The sequence below is a fragment of the Vibrio sp. K4 genome (genome assembly GCF_051122595.1).
Lineage (GTDB): Bacteria > Pseudomonadota > Gammaproteobacteria > Enterobacterales > Vibrionaceae > Vibrio > Vibrio owensii.
The window spans coordinates 867,245-879,932 of record NZ_CP178577.1; the positions used below are offsets into that span (position 1 = coordinate 867,245).

A 12,688-nucleotide genomic window follows, 5' to 3' on the forward strand; every position below is an offset into this window, starting at 1 on the left:
CATGTTAAATGACTTTCCATGGTTACTACCCGTTTGGGATAACCTCAAAACAAGCTTGGATTCAGAACGAATTCCAGGCGCACTGCTGCTGCAAAGTGACAAAGGATTAGCGGTGGAGAAGCTGGTTGAGCTCTTTAGCCACTCGTTACTGTGTCAAAATTACACTAGTGAAGCGTGTGGTTTCTGCCATAGTTGCCAGTTGACTCAATCTCATAGCCATCCTGATTTACACTGGATTAAGCCAGAGAAAGAAGGAAAGTCGATCACCGTTGAGCAGATTCGAGCATGTAATCGCCTTGCGCATGAATCTTCACAACTAAACGGCTATCGCGTGTTCATCATCGAGCCAGCCGATGCGATGAATGAGTCTGCGTCCAATGCGTTGTTGAAAACACTCGAAGAGCCGGGACAGAAATGCTTGTTCTTGCTCGTGACGCATAACCAAGAGCGATTGCTGCCAACTATCCAGAGTCGTTGCCAACAATGGGTGGTGACACCACCATCAACAGAGCAGGCGATGAATTGGATGAGCGAGCAGGGAGCATCACAAGTACCAGCTTATGCGCTTAAACTGAATTTAGGGTCGCCAATTAATACCCTAGAAGCGGTGAAAAGTGGTGAGCTTGATGAGTACCAAGCGTTTGAGCGTTGTTTTATTGAGACGCTATCTTCGCCGGTATCAGATGTATTCCAGTGTGCATCGTTAATGGCAAAGAACCCAGAAAAAGCATTCGACTGGGCTTGGTATCTATTAACGGACGCTCAGAAAGCCCAATTTGGGGTGGCGGAAGCGGCTCAACTTCCGGGCGCAACTCTGTTCCCAACACACAGTTATGACGGTTTATACCTGGCGTCGAAGAAGCTGCTTGAGCTAAAGGGGCAAATTCAACGCTTTCCAGGCTTGAACCTTGAACTACTATCAATGAATTGGTTAATTGAATCACGAGAGGCATTATGTTCGTAGATTCGCACTGTCATCTAGACAAACTGAATTACGATGATCTTCACATCAATGTTGAAGACGTTATTAACAAAGCAAAACAAGCGAACGTAAAAGAGCTACTGTCGGTAGGCGTTACGTTAGATTCATTTCCAAAAATGTTGGAAATGATTACGCCATACGACAACGTTTATGCGTCTTGCTGTGTGCATCCGCTTGATGTGGAGAGCGCGTTCTCTATGGAGACCTTACGCCAACACGCTTCGCACGAAAAAGTGGTAGCGATTGGTGAAACAGGTCTGGATTATCACTACAAACCAGAGACTGCAGCGCTGCAAAAAGAGCGTTTTGAACAGCAGGTAGATTTAGCGGTGGAGTTTAACAAGCCGCTTATCATTCATACCCGTAACGCTCGTGAAGATACATTAGAAATTCTACGCAATGGTGGCGCTGAAAAATGTGGTGGTGTGATCCACTGCTTTACCGAAGATCTACCATTTGCAGAAGCTGCATTAGATTTAGGGTTCTACATCTCAATTTCGGGCATTGTCACCTTCCGTCAGGCGACAGAATTGAAAGAAGTCGTGAAAGCTTTGCCTTTAGAAAGGCTGCTTATTGAGACGGATTCTCCATATTTAGCGCCCGTTCCACATCGTGGAAAAGAGAACCAACCAGCCTATGTTGTCGAAGTTGCAGCCTATATTGCACAGCTAAAAGGATGCTCCATTGCTGAAGTAGGGCAAAAAACAACCGAAAACTTCCGAAATCTTTTTTTGCGATGAAAAATCAATAGACGGTTTAAAAAAGGGGCTATTGCCCCTTTTTTGTTTAGAAATACGCCAAAAAGATCATTTAGTTTAATGTTTACTAAATTTGTTGATTTAACCACAATCAAATCTCTCAAATGTAATTTTGTTACTAAAAATAACATCGGCCTTTATTTTATTTACGCCTTAAAATTAATTATGTTGATAATAAAATCGTTATAAAACAGTAATATAAGTTTAATGCAAACCTTTTCATCTACTGTTTTTGGGTGTGATCTGCGGCTTGTTTTGAAACTAAATTTCGTAACTGTGTGGAAAGTTTGAGGGCCATCAATATATATTTAGAGCCGGAAAATATAATGCAACGTGTGGTTACATTTTCATTGGGTGCTAACATTTAGGCTACGGGGGTGTGCCGTTAGTGCCCAAATAATACTTATAATTTATCAGGAGCATAAACATGTTTAAGAACCTTTTTGCAAACCTGCAAAAAGTTGGTAAAGCTCTGATGCTACCAGTATCAGTGTTGCCAGTCGCAGGTATCCTACTAGGTGTTGGTGCTGCCCACCTAAGCTTCATTCCAGAGGTTGTTTCTAACCTAATGGAACAAGCTGGTGGTTCAGTATTCGGCCAAATGGCACTTCTATTTGCTGTTGGTGTAGCACTTGGCTTCACAAACAACGACGGTGTAGCAGGTCTTGCTGCAATCGTTGGTTACGGCATCATGACAGCAACGCTTGGCGTTATGGCTGGCATCATGGGCGTTGAGAAAATCGATACAGGTGTACTAGGTGGTATCCTTGTCGGTGGTGTTGCTGCTTGGGCATTCAACCGTTTCTTCAAAATCCAACTTCCAGAGTACCTTGGCTTCTTCGCTGGTAAGCGTGCTGTGCCAATCATCACTGGTTTTGCTGCGATCATCCTAGGTGTTGTACTATCTATCGTATGGCCACCAATCGGCGGTGCAATCTCTGCATTCTCTGACTGGGCTGCGCACCAAAACCCACAACTTGCGTTCGGTATCTACGGCGTAGTTGAGCGTTCTCTAATCCCATTCGGTCTACACCACGTATGGAACGTACCATTCTTCTTCGAAGCAGGTACTTGTGTGAACGCTGCTGGTGAAACTCAAAACGGCGTACTAACTTGTTACCTAGTTGCAGATGATGCTTCTCGCGCTGCTGGTAATGGCTTCGGTCAGCTAGCGGGTGGTTACATGTTCAAGATGTTCGGTCTACCAGCTGCAGCAATCGCTATTGCTCACTGTGCTAAACCAGAAAACCGCGCGAAAGTAATGGGTATCATGGCGTCAGCTGCTCTGACTTCATTTCTAACAGGTATTACTGAGCCAATCGAATTCTCATTCCTATTCGTTGCTCCAGTACTATACGGTATCCACGCTCTACTAGCTGGTTCTGCATACGTTGTTGCTAACACTCTAGGCTTCGTACACGGTACATCATTCTCACACGGTCTGATCGACTTCCTAGTTCTATCTGGCCACGCTCAGAAGATGGGTCTGATGGTAGCTGTTGGTCTAGTTTACGCAGTAATCTACTACGTAGTATTCCGCACAGTAATCACTGCTCTTGACCTTAAAACTCCAGGTCGTGAAGACGAATCTGAAGAAGCTGTTGCAACTTCTGGTTCTGACATGGCAGGTGAGCTTGTTGCAGCATTCGGCGGCAAAGCAAACATCACTGGTCTAGACGCATGTATCACTCGTCTACGTGTAGCAGTAGCTGACACAGCTGCAGTTGACCAAGACAAACTAAAACAACTAGGCGCTGCTGGTGTTGTAGTTGTAGCAGGTGGTGTTCAGGCTATCTTCGGTACTAAGTCTGACAACCTGAAAACTGAAATGGATGAGTGGATTCGTAACCACGGCTAATCTCAGTCATTCATAAGAAAAAGGGGGCTTCGGCCTCCTTTTTGCTTTCTGTATCTTCCCCCTCATAACCCTCAGTATTTATTCTTCTCCAATCTCCAATCTCCAATCTCCAATCTCCAATCTCCAATCTCCAATCTCCAATCTTTTTCTCACTAACACTTACTTTTGGTGTTTTAGCCGTGATCTCACGCTCACCCTTACGTTTGTGGCTTTTTTCGTACGTCATTCTTACTCATTACTGACACAACAAAATGACATCATGTTTGAATTATGCACGCTGTTTTTTAAGTGGGGGAAGGCTGTGAAAAAGCGAATTTTATTGGCGGCAACAATGCTGCCGAGTGCCGTAATAGCGGCGGACGGAGCAAAGAATTTTTCTGTTGGTATGGCGGTCGATCAAGAGCTCAGCGTTGTCGTTGAAATTGATGACAAGTACCGCGGTATTATTGGTAACGATGGTATGGCGTTTGATTACATAGCGAAGCGCGGCACATTTGATCAAAGCATGCCATTAACTTGGTATGTCGGTGTTGGTGGCTGGTACGAGTGGGATGATGAATTCGGTGTTCGTGTCCCACTGGGTTTAAATTGGGATCTATCAAAAGGCTGGGATCTGTACGCGCAAATCCATCCTGAAGTGGACTTTTACAAAGGGCCTGATCTGCAAATAGGTGGGGCGCTTGGTATCAAGTACAATTTCTAATAGATACAAAAATGCCGGCACTGAGCCGGCATTTTGTTTTGTGAGCCTTAATTTCGCTGGCAGTTAGCTTTACTGCTGTTTATTCATTGCTCGTTTTATGCATACCGCAGCGCCACCCCAAGTGATGCCAAGTCCGATAACCATCATGATGATTGCACTTGTAGTCATTACGCTTTCTCCTTGCTCGCTACGTTAATCAATACGCCAAACACAAACAATGCGGCAATCATTACCCAACCCAGAGTCAGGTCGTAGCCACCGTAACCTTCTGTTAGAAGTGCGTACAGCTTGGTTGCCAAGATAACTGCTAACATGATTGGTGTGACAAAGCGTAAACAGATTTCGAACCATTGACCAACAGAGAAGTCAGAGCGCTCGTTTACGTAGTTACGAACTTCAGGCACCTGTTTCAACAACCAAGCCATCAGAACGATTTCTACTAGGCCACCAACCATAATACCAACGTTGTTTGCGAAGTGGTCGACAAGGTCCAGCAGAAGCAATCCGCCGTTGGTCGCGAATGCCATCGAGACAACAAATCCAATACCGATTACTACGTTTGCAGCTTTCTTACGGCTCCATTTTAATTTGTCGATAACTGCTGAGGTTACCGCTTCCATGATTGAGATGTGCGAGCTTAAGCCTGCAACAACCAAAGCAAAGAAGAACAGAGGACCAAGGATGTATGGCGCTGGTAGTAGGTTAATTGCCGCAGGTAACGTCACAAATGCCAAGCCCACACCCGCAGAGACTACCTCAGTAAGCGGTTTGCCTTGTTCTTGAGCCATATAACCCAATACCGAGAAAATCATGATACCGGCAAGGATAGAGAAGCCACAGTTGATCAATACCGTCATGAAGGCGTTGTTGGTGATGTCTGATTTCTCTGGCAGATAGCTCGAGTAAGCCAGCATGATGGCAAAGCCGATACTTAGTGTGAAGAAGATCTGACCGTAAGCCGCTGCCCACACTTTTACGTCCCAGATTTTGCTGAAGTCTGGTTCGAACATGTAGTTCACACCGTCTAGCGCACCAGGAAGGAAAATCATGCGACCGATCAAGAAGATCACCATAATGAACAATATAGGCATCATGATCTTAGATGCGCGTTCGATACCTGATTTAACACCGCTCACAATCGCAGTATAGGTAATTGCCCAAGCAATCAGCATAGATACGGCGATCTTCCATTGAATGCTGCCTAAATCCGTTGGAGAGTTATCACCAAGTTTTAGGTATTCACTAAAGAAGAAGGCGTTGGTATCGGAACCCCAACTTTGAGTGAACGACATCCCAAAGTAAGAAATTGCCCAACCAATAACCGCAACATAGTAAACGGCGATGACGGCAGCAACGCCAACTTGGAACCAACCAAGCCATTCAAATTTCGCGTGGATTTTTGCCAATGTTTTTGGTGCAGAACCGCGGTATTTTTGACCCATACTGAACTCAAGGATCATGAATGGAATACCTGCGGTGATCATGGCGAAAAGATAAGGAATAAAGAAGGCACCGCCGCCATTCTCATAGGCCATGTAAGGGAAACGCCAGATGTTACCCAAGCCGATGGCTGAACCGACTGCTGCTAAGATGAATCCCGCACGGGATCCCCATTGTTCTCGCTTCATATTTGACTCCTGTACAACTCCCTAAGGAATGAAGCTCTTCTCGGCAACGTGCAACACCAGCAGAGCAAAGAGCAACTGTTATCCGTCAGTCTTCTGCTCGATGTTCGGTATTGTTATAAAATTCTGGTGTTTTGCTTTGTGTTACCTAACAAGAAATAGAATTAAATGCTTTAAATTTTGATGTGTGTTTGCAAAAGCTGAAATATTCTTCTACTTTCTGTGTTCAGACTAACTTTTTACATTATTTAGCGCAATAGATTCTAAATGTTAATGTCGACATTTTATCTGGTTTAAATATTGTTAATTAGTGATTTGGTAGGCTATCTGATCGGTAAAGTTGGGTAGGTTTTGAAATAAATGACTGTATGGTCGATGTGATCTTGGTCAAATAAACTCTTTTTGGCTATTAGGGTGTATCTCTGTGTTAGACACACCCAATAGAGAATATTTCGTTAAAACGACACATTAGAAGTGAAAGTCGTTAGAAACGGAAACGAAAGCCAATGTTGGATTGGAATTGGTTCATCCAGTCGGTTTCAAACTTAATGATGCAAGACGAACCGTCCGTTGGTACGACGCAAGCACCTGAAGTGTCGTTGTCTACAACTGTGCCTAACCAACGGATTTGCGCGGTCATTGCAAAGGTTTTCGAGAATTCGTACTCAAGGCCGGCGAATGCACTACCAGAAAAGCCATATTTGTCATTTACCCAGTCTACGTCGGCGTATGACGCACCTATGCCCAATCCAACGTAGGTTTGCCACCCTTGAGCGAGAGGGTAGTAAATGCTGCTTTGAAATTGAAGATAGTGAATGTCTGCAGAGTTATTAATGTCTTGCAATTCTGACGACTGGTTGGAATAGAAAAAGCCGATGCGACCCATCTCAAAAGGGGTTTCAACTGACAAAGCATAATTGATTGAAGGGTCTAAATCGTAGGTGCGGTCATTCTCATCCTCTACTTTACCGCCTCCTGTAAAGCCGACATAGGGCGTGACGATAACCGTCGCTTGAGCAGCCATAGAACAGCTCAATAATACACTCCCAACTAGCCAGCCAATTTTATAGTTCATTTGCTATCTCCTTATTATGACTAAGCTAATTGTGATGCCTTAGCCAAAATCGTGCGACTAAATTAGGCAATTCTTGAACATAATTCACACTGGTGTTATTAATTTGTTACAACTAAAGGAGGTGTCTATGGAACACGATCTAAAATCAGCCCTACTCATCGTCGTTACAGTATTCGCAGTTTTACTCTCTTTCGGCATCATTGCGATTACTACGGCTTAATGCATTGGCGATACGCCTATGACACGCAACAGCGGTATTATCACTGATCGCCATGCAGAGCTCGACATTGAGATGTATGAGCGCTACAGAAATGGCAAAACTGCCCTTGTCGCACAAGGAGGAGGGCAGAGAGGGATTTTTACCGCTGGAGTGTTGGATGCATTCCTTCTTTCCAATTTCGATCCATTCGATGAATTCTATGGCACATCAGCCGGAGCTCTGAATTTGTGTGCTTACCTTTGTCGCCAACACGGCATGGGCAAGGCTTTCATTACGGATCTCACTACTTCCAACGAATTCTTTAATCTTTTCCGTTATATCCGCAAGAAGCAATATTTGGGCTTGGAATGGGCCTTAGAGCGCATTCAAGATTACCCTTATAAACTTGACCTTGATATGGGGAAAACTGCGCTAGGCGCCCGTGGTGCGTTTGCTGCGGTGACAAATGTCGATACTCTTTCTGATCAATATTTACCGATACTTGGTGGGGACTGGGTCAATACCATGGTTGCCACTTGTGCGATCCCTAAATTGTATCAGGGACCTGTGGATGTAAATGGACATCCTTATGTTGATGGTGGGGTCTCTGCCTCGATTCCTGTGCAAGAAGCATGGAGAAAGAATGCGCGTAATATCATCGTGATTCGTACGGAGCCTTTCTCTGAGGCAGAAGCCAAAGTACAAGCCGAGATTGGTGAAGAGGGTATCAAATGGTACCGCGAGTCTATTAACTCTGTGCAAGAGTCTTGGCAACACAAGGTTCACCAATGGAAAGAGGACTGGAGTAGCTTCTTGCAGCAGAAAATTAATGCGGCTCATCAGTCGAAATTGTCTGGTAGAAAGCTGCTCAATGGCGGACGCTGGTTGTTTGGGGCGGATAACCTTTATCGCTTGAGCCACCTGATTGGTGAAAACTTCGATTCTGGCTTGGCTGACATGTTGATGATTCACTACCAAACCTTCGAATTGACACAAGCGTTCTTAACCGCTCCGCCCGATGACACCTTTATTCTGCAATTGGCTCCTAAAGAAGAGTTACAGTCATCGTCTTTGTTGAGCGATCCAGAAGCGTTAGAGAACGATTATCAACTTGGTCTGCAAACGGGTTTCAATTTGATTCAGCTCTATGACAAATTGAACATAGATGGTCGAGAAACGGCTTAGATTGAAATCAAGTATCTGAAAAAAGAAAAGGCTCCGTTTGGAGCCTTTATGGTTTTTTGGGAAAGTACTAAGCGGACAAAATACGCATGCAGTTGGTTGAACCTACTACATCCATCACATCACCTTGAGTGAAGATCACCAAGTCTCCTTCATCCAGTAAGCCTTGCTCTTTCAGTGTTACGATTGCTGCGTGAGCCGTGGTTAAGCCTGCGCCGCCTTTGGAGTCAAAGAACACGGGAGTAACACCACGATACAATGCAGCTCGGTTTAGCGTTGATTCATTACGCGACAGTGCGAAAATCGGCAAACCAGAGCTTAAGCGAGACATCATCAAAGCGGTTCGACCGGATTCGGTCAGAGAAACCATCGCTTTAACACCTTCCATATGGTTGGCAGCATACATGGTCGACATAGCTATGGTCTCTTCTGCGGTCGCAAATGTGCGGTCCAATCGGTAAGTCGACAGGCTCGCTTCTGACATCTTCTCTGCACCTATACACACTTCAGCCATGGATTTCACGGTTTCCACTGGGTATAGACCCGCTGCAGTTTCACCGGAAAGCATCACTGCATCCGTGCCGTCGAGAACAGCGTTTGCTACGTCCATAACTTCCGCACGAGTCGGCATTGGCGCAGCCATCATCGATTCCATCATTTGGGTCGCAGTAATCACGATACGGTTTAAGCTGCGAGCACGGCGAATCAGCTTCTTCTGTACACCGATGAGCTCTGGGTCACCAATTTCGACACCCAAGTCGCCACGAGCAACCATAACAACGTCGGACGCTAAGATGATGTCATCAATGGATTCTGTGGTAGCGACGGTTTCAGCACGCTCCACTTTTGCCACGAGTTTCGCTTCAAGACCTGCGTCTCGCGCCAAACGACGAGCGTAATGCATATCTTCGCCATTGCGAGGGAATGAGATAGCGAGGTAATCGACTTTGATTTTGGCAGCGGTAAGGATATCTGCTTTGTCTTTTTCAGTAAGTGCATCCGCAGATAGGCCGCCGCCTTTTTTGTTGATGCCTTTGTTGTTGGAAAGAGGGCCACCGACCGTTACTCGGGTGTGGACTTTGTTGCCTTCAACGCTAGTCACTTGCAATTGCACGCGACCATCGTCAAGCAGCAAGATGTCATTAGGAGAGACGTCTTGTGGGAGCTCTTTGTAATCTAAGCCAACGGAGTCTTGATCGCCTTCGCCTTTTGGTAGGTCGCTGTCTAGCGTAAATTTATCGCCGACGTTGAGATGAATTTTGCCGTCTTTGAACGTGGAAACGCGAATTTTTGGACCTTGTAAGTCACCAAGTATCGCCACTTGGCGGCCAAGCTTCGCCGCGATAGCTCTTACTTTTTCTGCACGTTGAACGTGGTCATCGCTGGTACCGTGTGAGAAGTTCATCCGAACGACGTTTGCTCCAGCTTTGATTATCTCCTCAAGGACATTGTCTTTATCGGTTGATGGGCCAAGCGTTGTGACAATTTTTGTTCTTCTTAATATGGAAGTCATAGATTCTCCGAAGAATGCAGGTGTAGGACTAGATAACTCGAATTCTATTCTCGCTAAGTATATGCACAGTATGCGCAGATTGTTCGCATTTAGGTCAAAGTGCTGAAAAAACATTAAGGCGCAGCCTTTGTTACCTAATTTGATGAATAAAATAAGTTATTTTTCAAACAATTTAACAGGAGTAGATTTCTGGTTATTTGATTGAATACACAAACAAACATGTTTATACGTGATGCTTGTCACGGGGATTTATCAATTCACTTCACAATTACTTCGCAAAGTAAAAAAATTATCCCGTTATAGAATTTCGGAGTGCAAGATGTACATGGCTCAACCGGGCCATATTGATCATATCAAACAGGTCAATGCTGGTCGTGTATACAAACTAATTGACCTGAAGGGTCCAATATCTCGAATCGATTTGTCCAAGCAAAGTGAGCTTGCGCCTGCGAGTATCACTAAGATCACTCGAGAGTTGATTGAAGCCCATCTGATTCATGAAACTACTGTTCAGGAAGCGACGAGCCGAGGCCGTCCAGCAGTGGGTTTACAGGTCAATAATGAAGGTTGGCAATTTTTGTCGATGCGTTTAGGTCGAGGTTACTTGACCATCGCACTGCACGAGCTTGGCGGTGATGTTCTTATCGATACCAAAATCGATATCCATGAACGCGACCAAGACGACGTGCTTGAACGCTTACTCTACGAAATTGATGAATTCTTCCAAACCTACGCTGATCAACTCGATCGTGTCACCAGTATTGCGATTACTTTGCCTGGTCTGGTGAACTCAGAGCAGGGCATCGTATTGCAAATGCCGCACTACAATGTTGAGAACTTGGCGTTAGGCCCAGAAATCTACAAAGCAACGGGCTTACCTGTCTTTATTGCCAACGATACGCGTGCTTGGGCGCTGGCAGAGAAGCTGTTCGGTCATTCGCAAGAGAACGATAACTCGGTGCTTATCTCCATCCACCATGGCTTAGGTGCGGGTATCATCTTAGATGGTCGCGTGCTGCAAGGTCGTCACGGTAACATCGGCGAACTTGGCCATATCCAAATCGATCCAAACGGCAAGCGCTGTCATTGTGGCAACATTGGTTGTCTTGAAACGGTAGCGAGTTCACAGGCAATCCGCGAAGAGGTGGTTACTCGTATTGCTAACGGTGAAGCTTCTATTCTTGCTGAGCACGAAGAAATGAGCATCGAGAGTATTTGTGAAGCGGCGGCGAACGGTGATCCTCTTGCGGTTGACGTGATTGAGAAACTGGGTCGCTATTTAGGCTCTGCGATTGCGATTGTGATTAACCTATTCAACCCAGAGAAAATCTTGATTGGTGGGGTAATCAACCAAGCGAAAGATGTGCTTTATCCTGCGATTCGTCGTTGTATCGAAGAGCAAAGTTTACCTGTTTATCATCAAGACCTTGAGCTGGTGGAATCTCGTTTTTATAAACAAGCGACGATGCCGGGCGCTGCGCTAGTGAAGCAGGCGCTATACGATGGACAACTGTTGATGAAGGTGATTGAAGGTTAATCTTTCTCGCATCAACTCAACTTGAAGAAAAGGGTGAACGTTACAGTTCGCCCTTTTTTGATCTTCTCAGTGCCGAAAACGCCAATCTGGGCGCTGTTTCATTGCTATATCTATAGCATTAATGTAATTTTCGTAAGTAATGTAGAGCACTCATACAAAAGGTTTACTTTGTTGTTTCAACACGGTTTTCTGTAAAGAGTGATAGGTTGTCGTTCAAAGTTAGGTAGTGGTATGTCCGGAGTGTTAAATACGGTTGATCAGCGTACGAATCTAGTAGGTGAAAACCGACTGGAGCTTTTGCTGTTCACACTGAATAGTCGCCAATTGTTTGCGATTAACGTTTTTAAAGTGAAAGAGGTGATTAAGTTGCCTCCACTGACGAAACTCCCGGGCTCTCATTACAACATCCGTGGTGTAGCGTCTTTGCGCGGCGAAGCCGTGCCAGTGATTGATCTGCGTTGCTCGATAGGCTTCCCACCACTGCGTGGCGAAGCAGAAGAAGAAAATTTGATCATCACCGAATACAACCGCTCTATTCAGGGTTTCCTTGTCGGGCCCGTGCGCAACATCATCAATACCGCTTGGACAGAGATTCAGCCGCCGCCATCGACATCTGGCCGCTCTAACTACCTAACTGCTATCACCCAAGTGAAGGACGGTGATTCATCACAAATCGTTGAAATCATTGATGTAGAAAAAGTGTTGGCGGAAATCGTCCATTACGACGTCACCATTTCTGATGGCATTTTAGATCAAGAGCTAGCGCAAGCCATGATTGGTCGTAATGTTCTGATTGTTGATGATTCTTCAACGGCCCGTAATCAGGTGAAAGATACTTTGTCTCAGCTTGGTTTGAACATCATTGAATGCCGCGATGGCCTTGAAGCATTAACGGTCCTTAAACGTTGGTGTGATGAAGGTAAAGACGTCGAGAAAGAACTGCTGATGATGATTACGGATGCAGAAATGCCAGAAATGGACGGTTACAGACTGACGCATGAAGTGCGCTCTGATCCTCGAATGTCCAAACTGTTCATTACGCTGAACACCTCCTTAAGTGGTAGTTTCAACGAGGCCATGGTGCAGAAAGTGGGCTGCGACCGCTTTATTTCTAAGTTCCAACCGGACCTTCTCGTCGAAGTTTCACAAGATAGAATGCGTCAAGTTTTATATACGGGCGTTAATTAATCGGCGAAGAATTAATCCATAAGGGTAGGTGATTAATTGAACTGCGATTGCTATACTATTTTACATAT

General features: G+C 45.2%; 13 protein-coding genes. 8 read left to right on the forward strand and 5 right to left on the reverse strand.

Annotated features, from left to right (window positions below):
• The first annotated feature begins 1 nt into the window (after position 1).
• The 3 genes from ACLIIY_RS04045 (at position 2) to ptsG (ending at position 3,598) form a co-directional block, all read left to right on the forward strand.
• Positions 2-964: a DNA polymerase III subunit delta' gene (locus ACLIIY_RS04045; protein ID WP_434528145.1), complete on the forward strand. Its 963-nt coding sequence runs from the start codon at positions 2-4 to the stop codon at positions 962-964.
• On the forward strand, positions 955-1,722 hold the full coding sequence (locus tag ACLIIY_RS04050; protein WP_434528146.1) for a TatD family hydrolase: 768 nt from the start codon (positions 955-957) through the stop codon (positions 1,720-1,722). Before ACLIIY_RS04045 ends, ACLIIY_RS04050 begins: the two co-directional genes overlap by 10 nt.
• A gap of 445 nt (positions 1,723-2,167) precedes the next feature.
• Positions 2,168-3,598: a PTS glucose transporter subunit IIBC gene (ptsG, locus tag ACLIIY_RS04055; protein ID WP_005439576.1), complete on the forward strand. Its 1,431-nt coding sequence runs from the start codon at positions 2,168-2,170 to the stop codon at positions 3,596-3,598.
• 10 nt (positions 3,599-3,608) lie between these two features.
• On the opposite strand, the gene ACLIIY_RS04060 is transcribed toward ptsG, so the two are convergent.
• Complete coding sequence (locus tag ACLIIY_RS04060; protein ID WP_434528147.1) at positions 3,609-3,824, reverse strand: hypothetical protein; 216 nt, start codon at positions 3,822-3,824, stop codon at positions 3,609-3,611.
• A gap of 75 nt (positions 3,825-3,899) precedes the next feature.
• Here ACLIIY_RS04060 and ACLIIY_RS04065 point away from each other — a divergent pair, with 75 nt between their 5' ends.
• Positions 3,900-4,301: a hypothetical protein gene (locus ACLIIY_RS04065; protein WP_039842224.1), complete on the forward strand. Its 402-nt coding sequence runs from the start codon at positions 3,900-3,902 to the stop codon at positions 4,299-4,301.
• 69 nt (positions 4,302-4,370) lie between these two features.
• On the opposite strand, the gene ACLIIY_RS04070 is transcribed toward ACLIIY_RS04065, so the two are convergent.
• The 3 genes from ACLIIY_RS04070 to ACLIIY_RS04080 all read right to left on the reverse strand — a co-directional run bounded on the left by ACLIIY_RS04070 (position 4,371) and on the right by ACLIIY_RS04080 (position 7,001).
• A complete protein-coding gene (locus ACLIIY_RS04070; RefSeq protein WP_005536518.1) occupies positions 4,371-4,469 on the reverse strand; it encodes a MetS family NSS transporter small subunit in 99 nt (32 codons plus the stop codon).
• Positions 4,469-5,929: a sodium-dependent transporter gene (locus ACLIIY_RS04075; protein ID WP_045411760.1), complete on the reverse strand. Its 1,461-nt coding sequence runs from the start codon at positions 5,927-5,929 to the stop codon at positions 4,469-4,471. The genes ACLIIY_RS04070 and ACLIIY_RS04075 overlap by 1 nt, the downstream gene beginning before the upstream one ends.
• A gap of 481 nt (positions 5,930-6,410) precedes the next feature.
• On the reverse strand, positions 6,411-7,001 hold the full coding sequence (locus tag ACLIIY_RS04080) for an outer membrane beta-barrel protein (RefSeq protein ID WP_009707019.1): 591 nt from the start codon (positions 6,999-7,001) through the stop codon (positions 6,411-6,413).
• A 127-nt stretch (positions 7,002-7,128) separates the two neighbouring features.
• Here ACLIIY_RS04080 and ACLIIY_RS04085 point away from each other — a divergent pair, with 127 nt between their 5' ends.
• On the forward strand, positions 7,129-7,221 hold the full coding sequence (locus ACLIIY_RS04085; protein ID WP_005444835.1) for a YnhF family membrane protein: 93 nt from the start codon (positions 7,129-7,131) through the stop codon (positions 7,219-7,221).
• A gap of 18 nt (positions 7,222-7,239) precedes the next feature.
• On the forward strand, positions 7,240-8,385 hold the full coding sequence (locus ACLIIY_RS04090) for a patatin-like phospholipase family protein (RefSeq protein WP_434528148.1): 1,146 nt from the start codon (positions 7,240-7,242) through the stop codon (positions 8,383-8,385).
• 67 nt (positions 8,386-8,452) lie between these two features.
• Here the strand turns inward: ACLIIY_RS04090 and pyk are convergent, their stop codons facing one another.
• Positions 8,453-9,895 (reverse strand): pyruvate kinase, encoded by a 1,443-nt coding sequence (gene pyk, locus ACLIIY_RS04095; protein WP_009707016.1) that lies wholly within the window; start codon positions 9,893-9,895, stop codon positions 8,453-8,455.
• A gap of 319 nt (positions 9,896-10,214) precedes the next feature.
• On the opposite strand from pyk, the gene mlc reads away from it, so the two are divergent.
• On the forward strand, positions 10,215-11,432 hold the full coding sequence (mlc, locus tag ACLIIY_RS04100) for a sugar metabolism global transcriptional regulator Mlc (RefSeq protein WP_009707015.1): 1,218 nt from the start codon (positions 10,215-10,217) through the stop codon (positions 11,430-11,432).
• A gap of 231 nt (positions 11,433-11,663) precedes the next feature.
• Positions 11,664-12,620: a chemotaxis protein CheV gene (locus tag ACLIIY_RS04105; RefSeq protein ID WP_005439567.1), complete on the forward strand. Its 957-nt coding sequence runs from the start codon at positions 11,664-11,666 to the stop codon at positions 12,618-12,620.
• Positions 12,621-12,688 lie beyond the last annotated feature (68 nt).

Bases quoted from the DNA above. Each gene is read 5' to 3' on its own strand.
- ACLIIY_RS04045 (WP_434528145.1), top strand. From the start codon at position 2: ATGTTAAATGACTTTCCATGGTTACTACCCGTTTGGGATAACCTCAAA.
- ACLIIY_RS04050 (WP_434528146.1), top strand. From the start codon at position 955: ATGTTCGTAGATTCGCACTGTCATCTAGACAAACTGAATTACGATGAT.
- ptsG (WP_005439576.1), top strand. From the start codon at position 2,168: ATGTTTAAGAACCTTTTTGCAAACCTGCAAAAAGTTGGTAAAGCTCTG.
- ACLIIY_RS04060 (WP_434528147.1), bottom strand. From the start codon at position 3,824: ATGACGTACGAAAAAAGCCACAAACGTAAGGGTGAGCGTGAGATCACG.
- ACLIIY_RS04070 (WP_005536518.1), bottom strand. From the start codon at position 4,469: ATGACTACAAGTGCAATCATCATGATGGTTATCGGACTTGGCATCACT.
- ACLIIY_RS04075 (WP_045411760.1), bottom strand. From the start codon at position 5,929: ATGAAGCGAGAACAATGGGGATCCCGTGCGGGATTCATCTTAGCAGCA.
- ACLIIY_RS04080 (WP_009707019.1), bottom strand. From the start codon at position 7,001: ATGAACTATAAAATTGGCTGGCTAGTTGGGAGTGTATTATTGAGCTGT.
- ACLIIY_RS04085 (WP_005444835.1), top strand. From the start codon at position 7,129: ATGGAACACGATCTAAAATCAGCCCTACTCATCGTCGTTACAGTATTC.
- ACLIIY_RS04090 (WP_434528148.1), top strand. From the start codon at position 7,240: ATGACACGCAACAGCGGTATTATCACTGATCGCCATGCAGAGCTCGAC.
- pyk (WP_009707016.1), bottom strand. From the start codon at position 9,895: ATGACTTCCATATTAAGAAGAACAAAAATTGTCACAACGCTTGGCCCA.
- mlc (WP_009707015.1), top strand. From the start codon at position 10,215: ATGTACATGGCTCAACCGGGCCATATTGATCATATCAAACAGGTCAAT.
- ACLIIY_RS04105 (WP_005439567.1), top strand. From the start codon at position 11,664: ATGTCCGGAGTGTTAAATACGGTTGATCAGCGTACGAATCTAGTAGGT.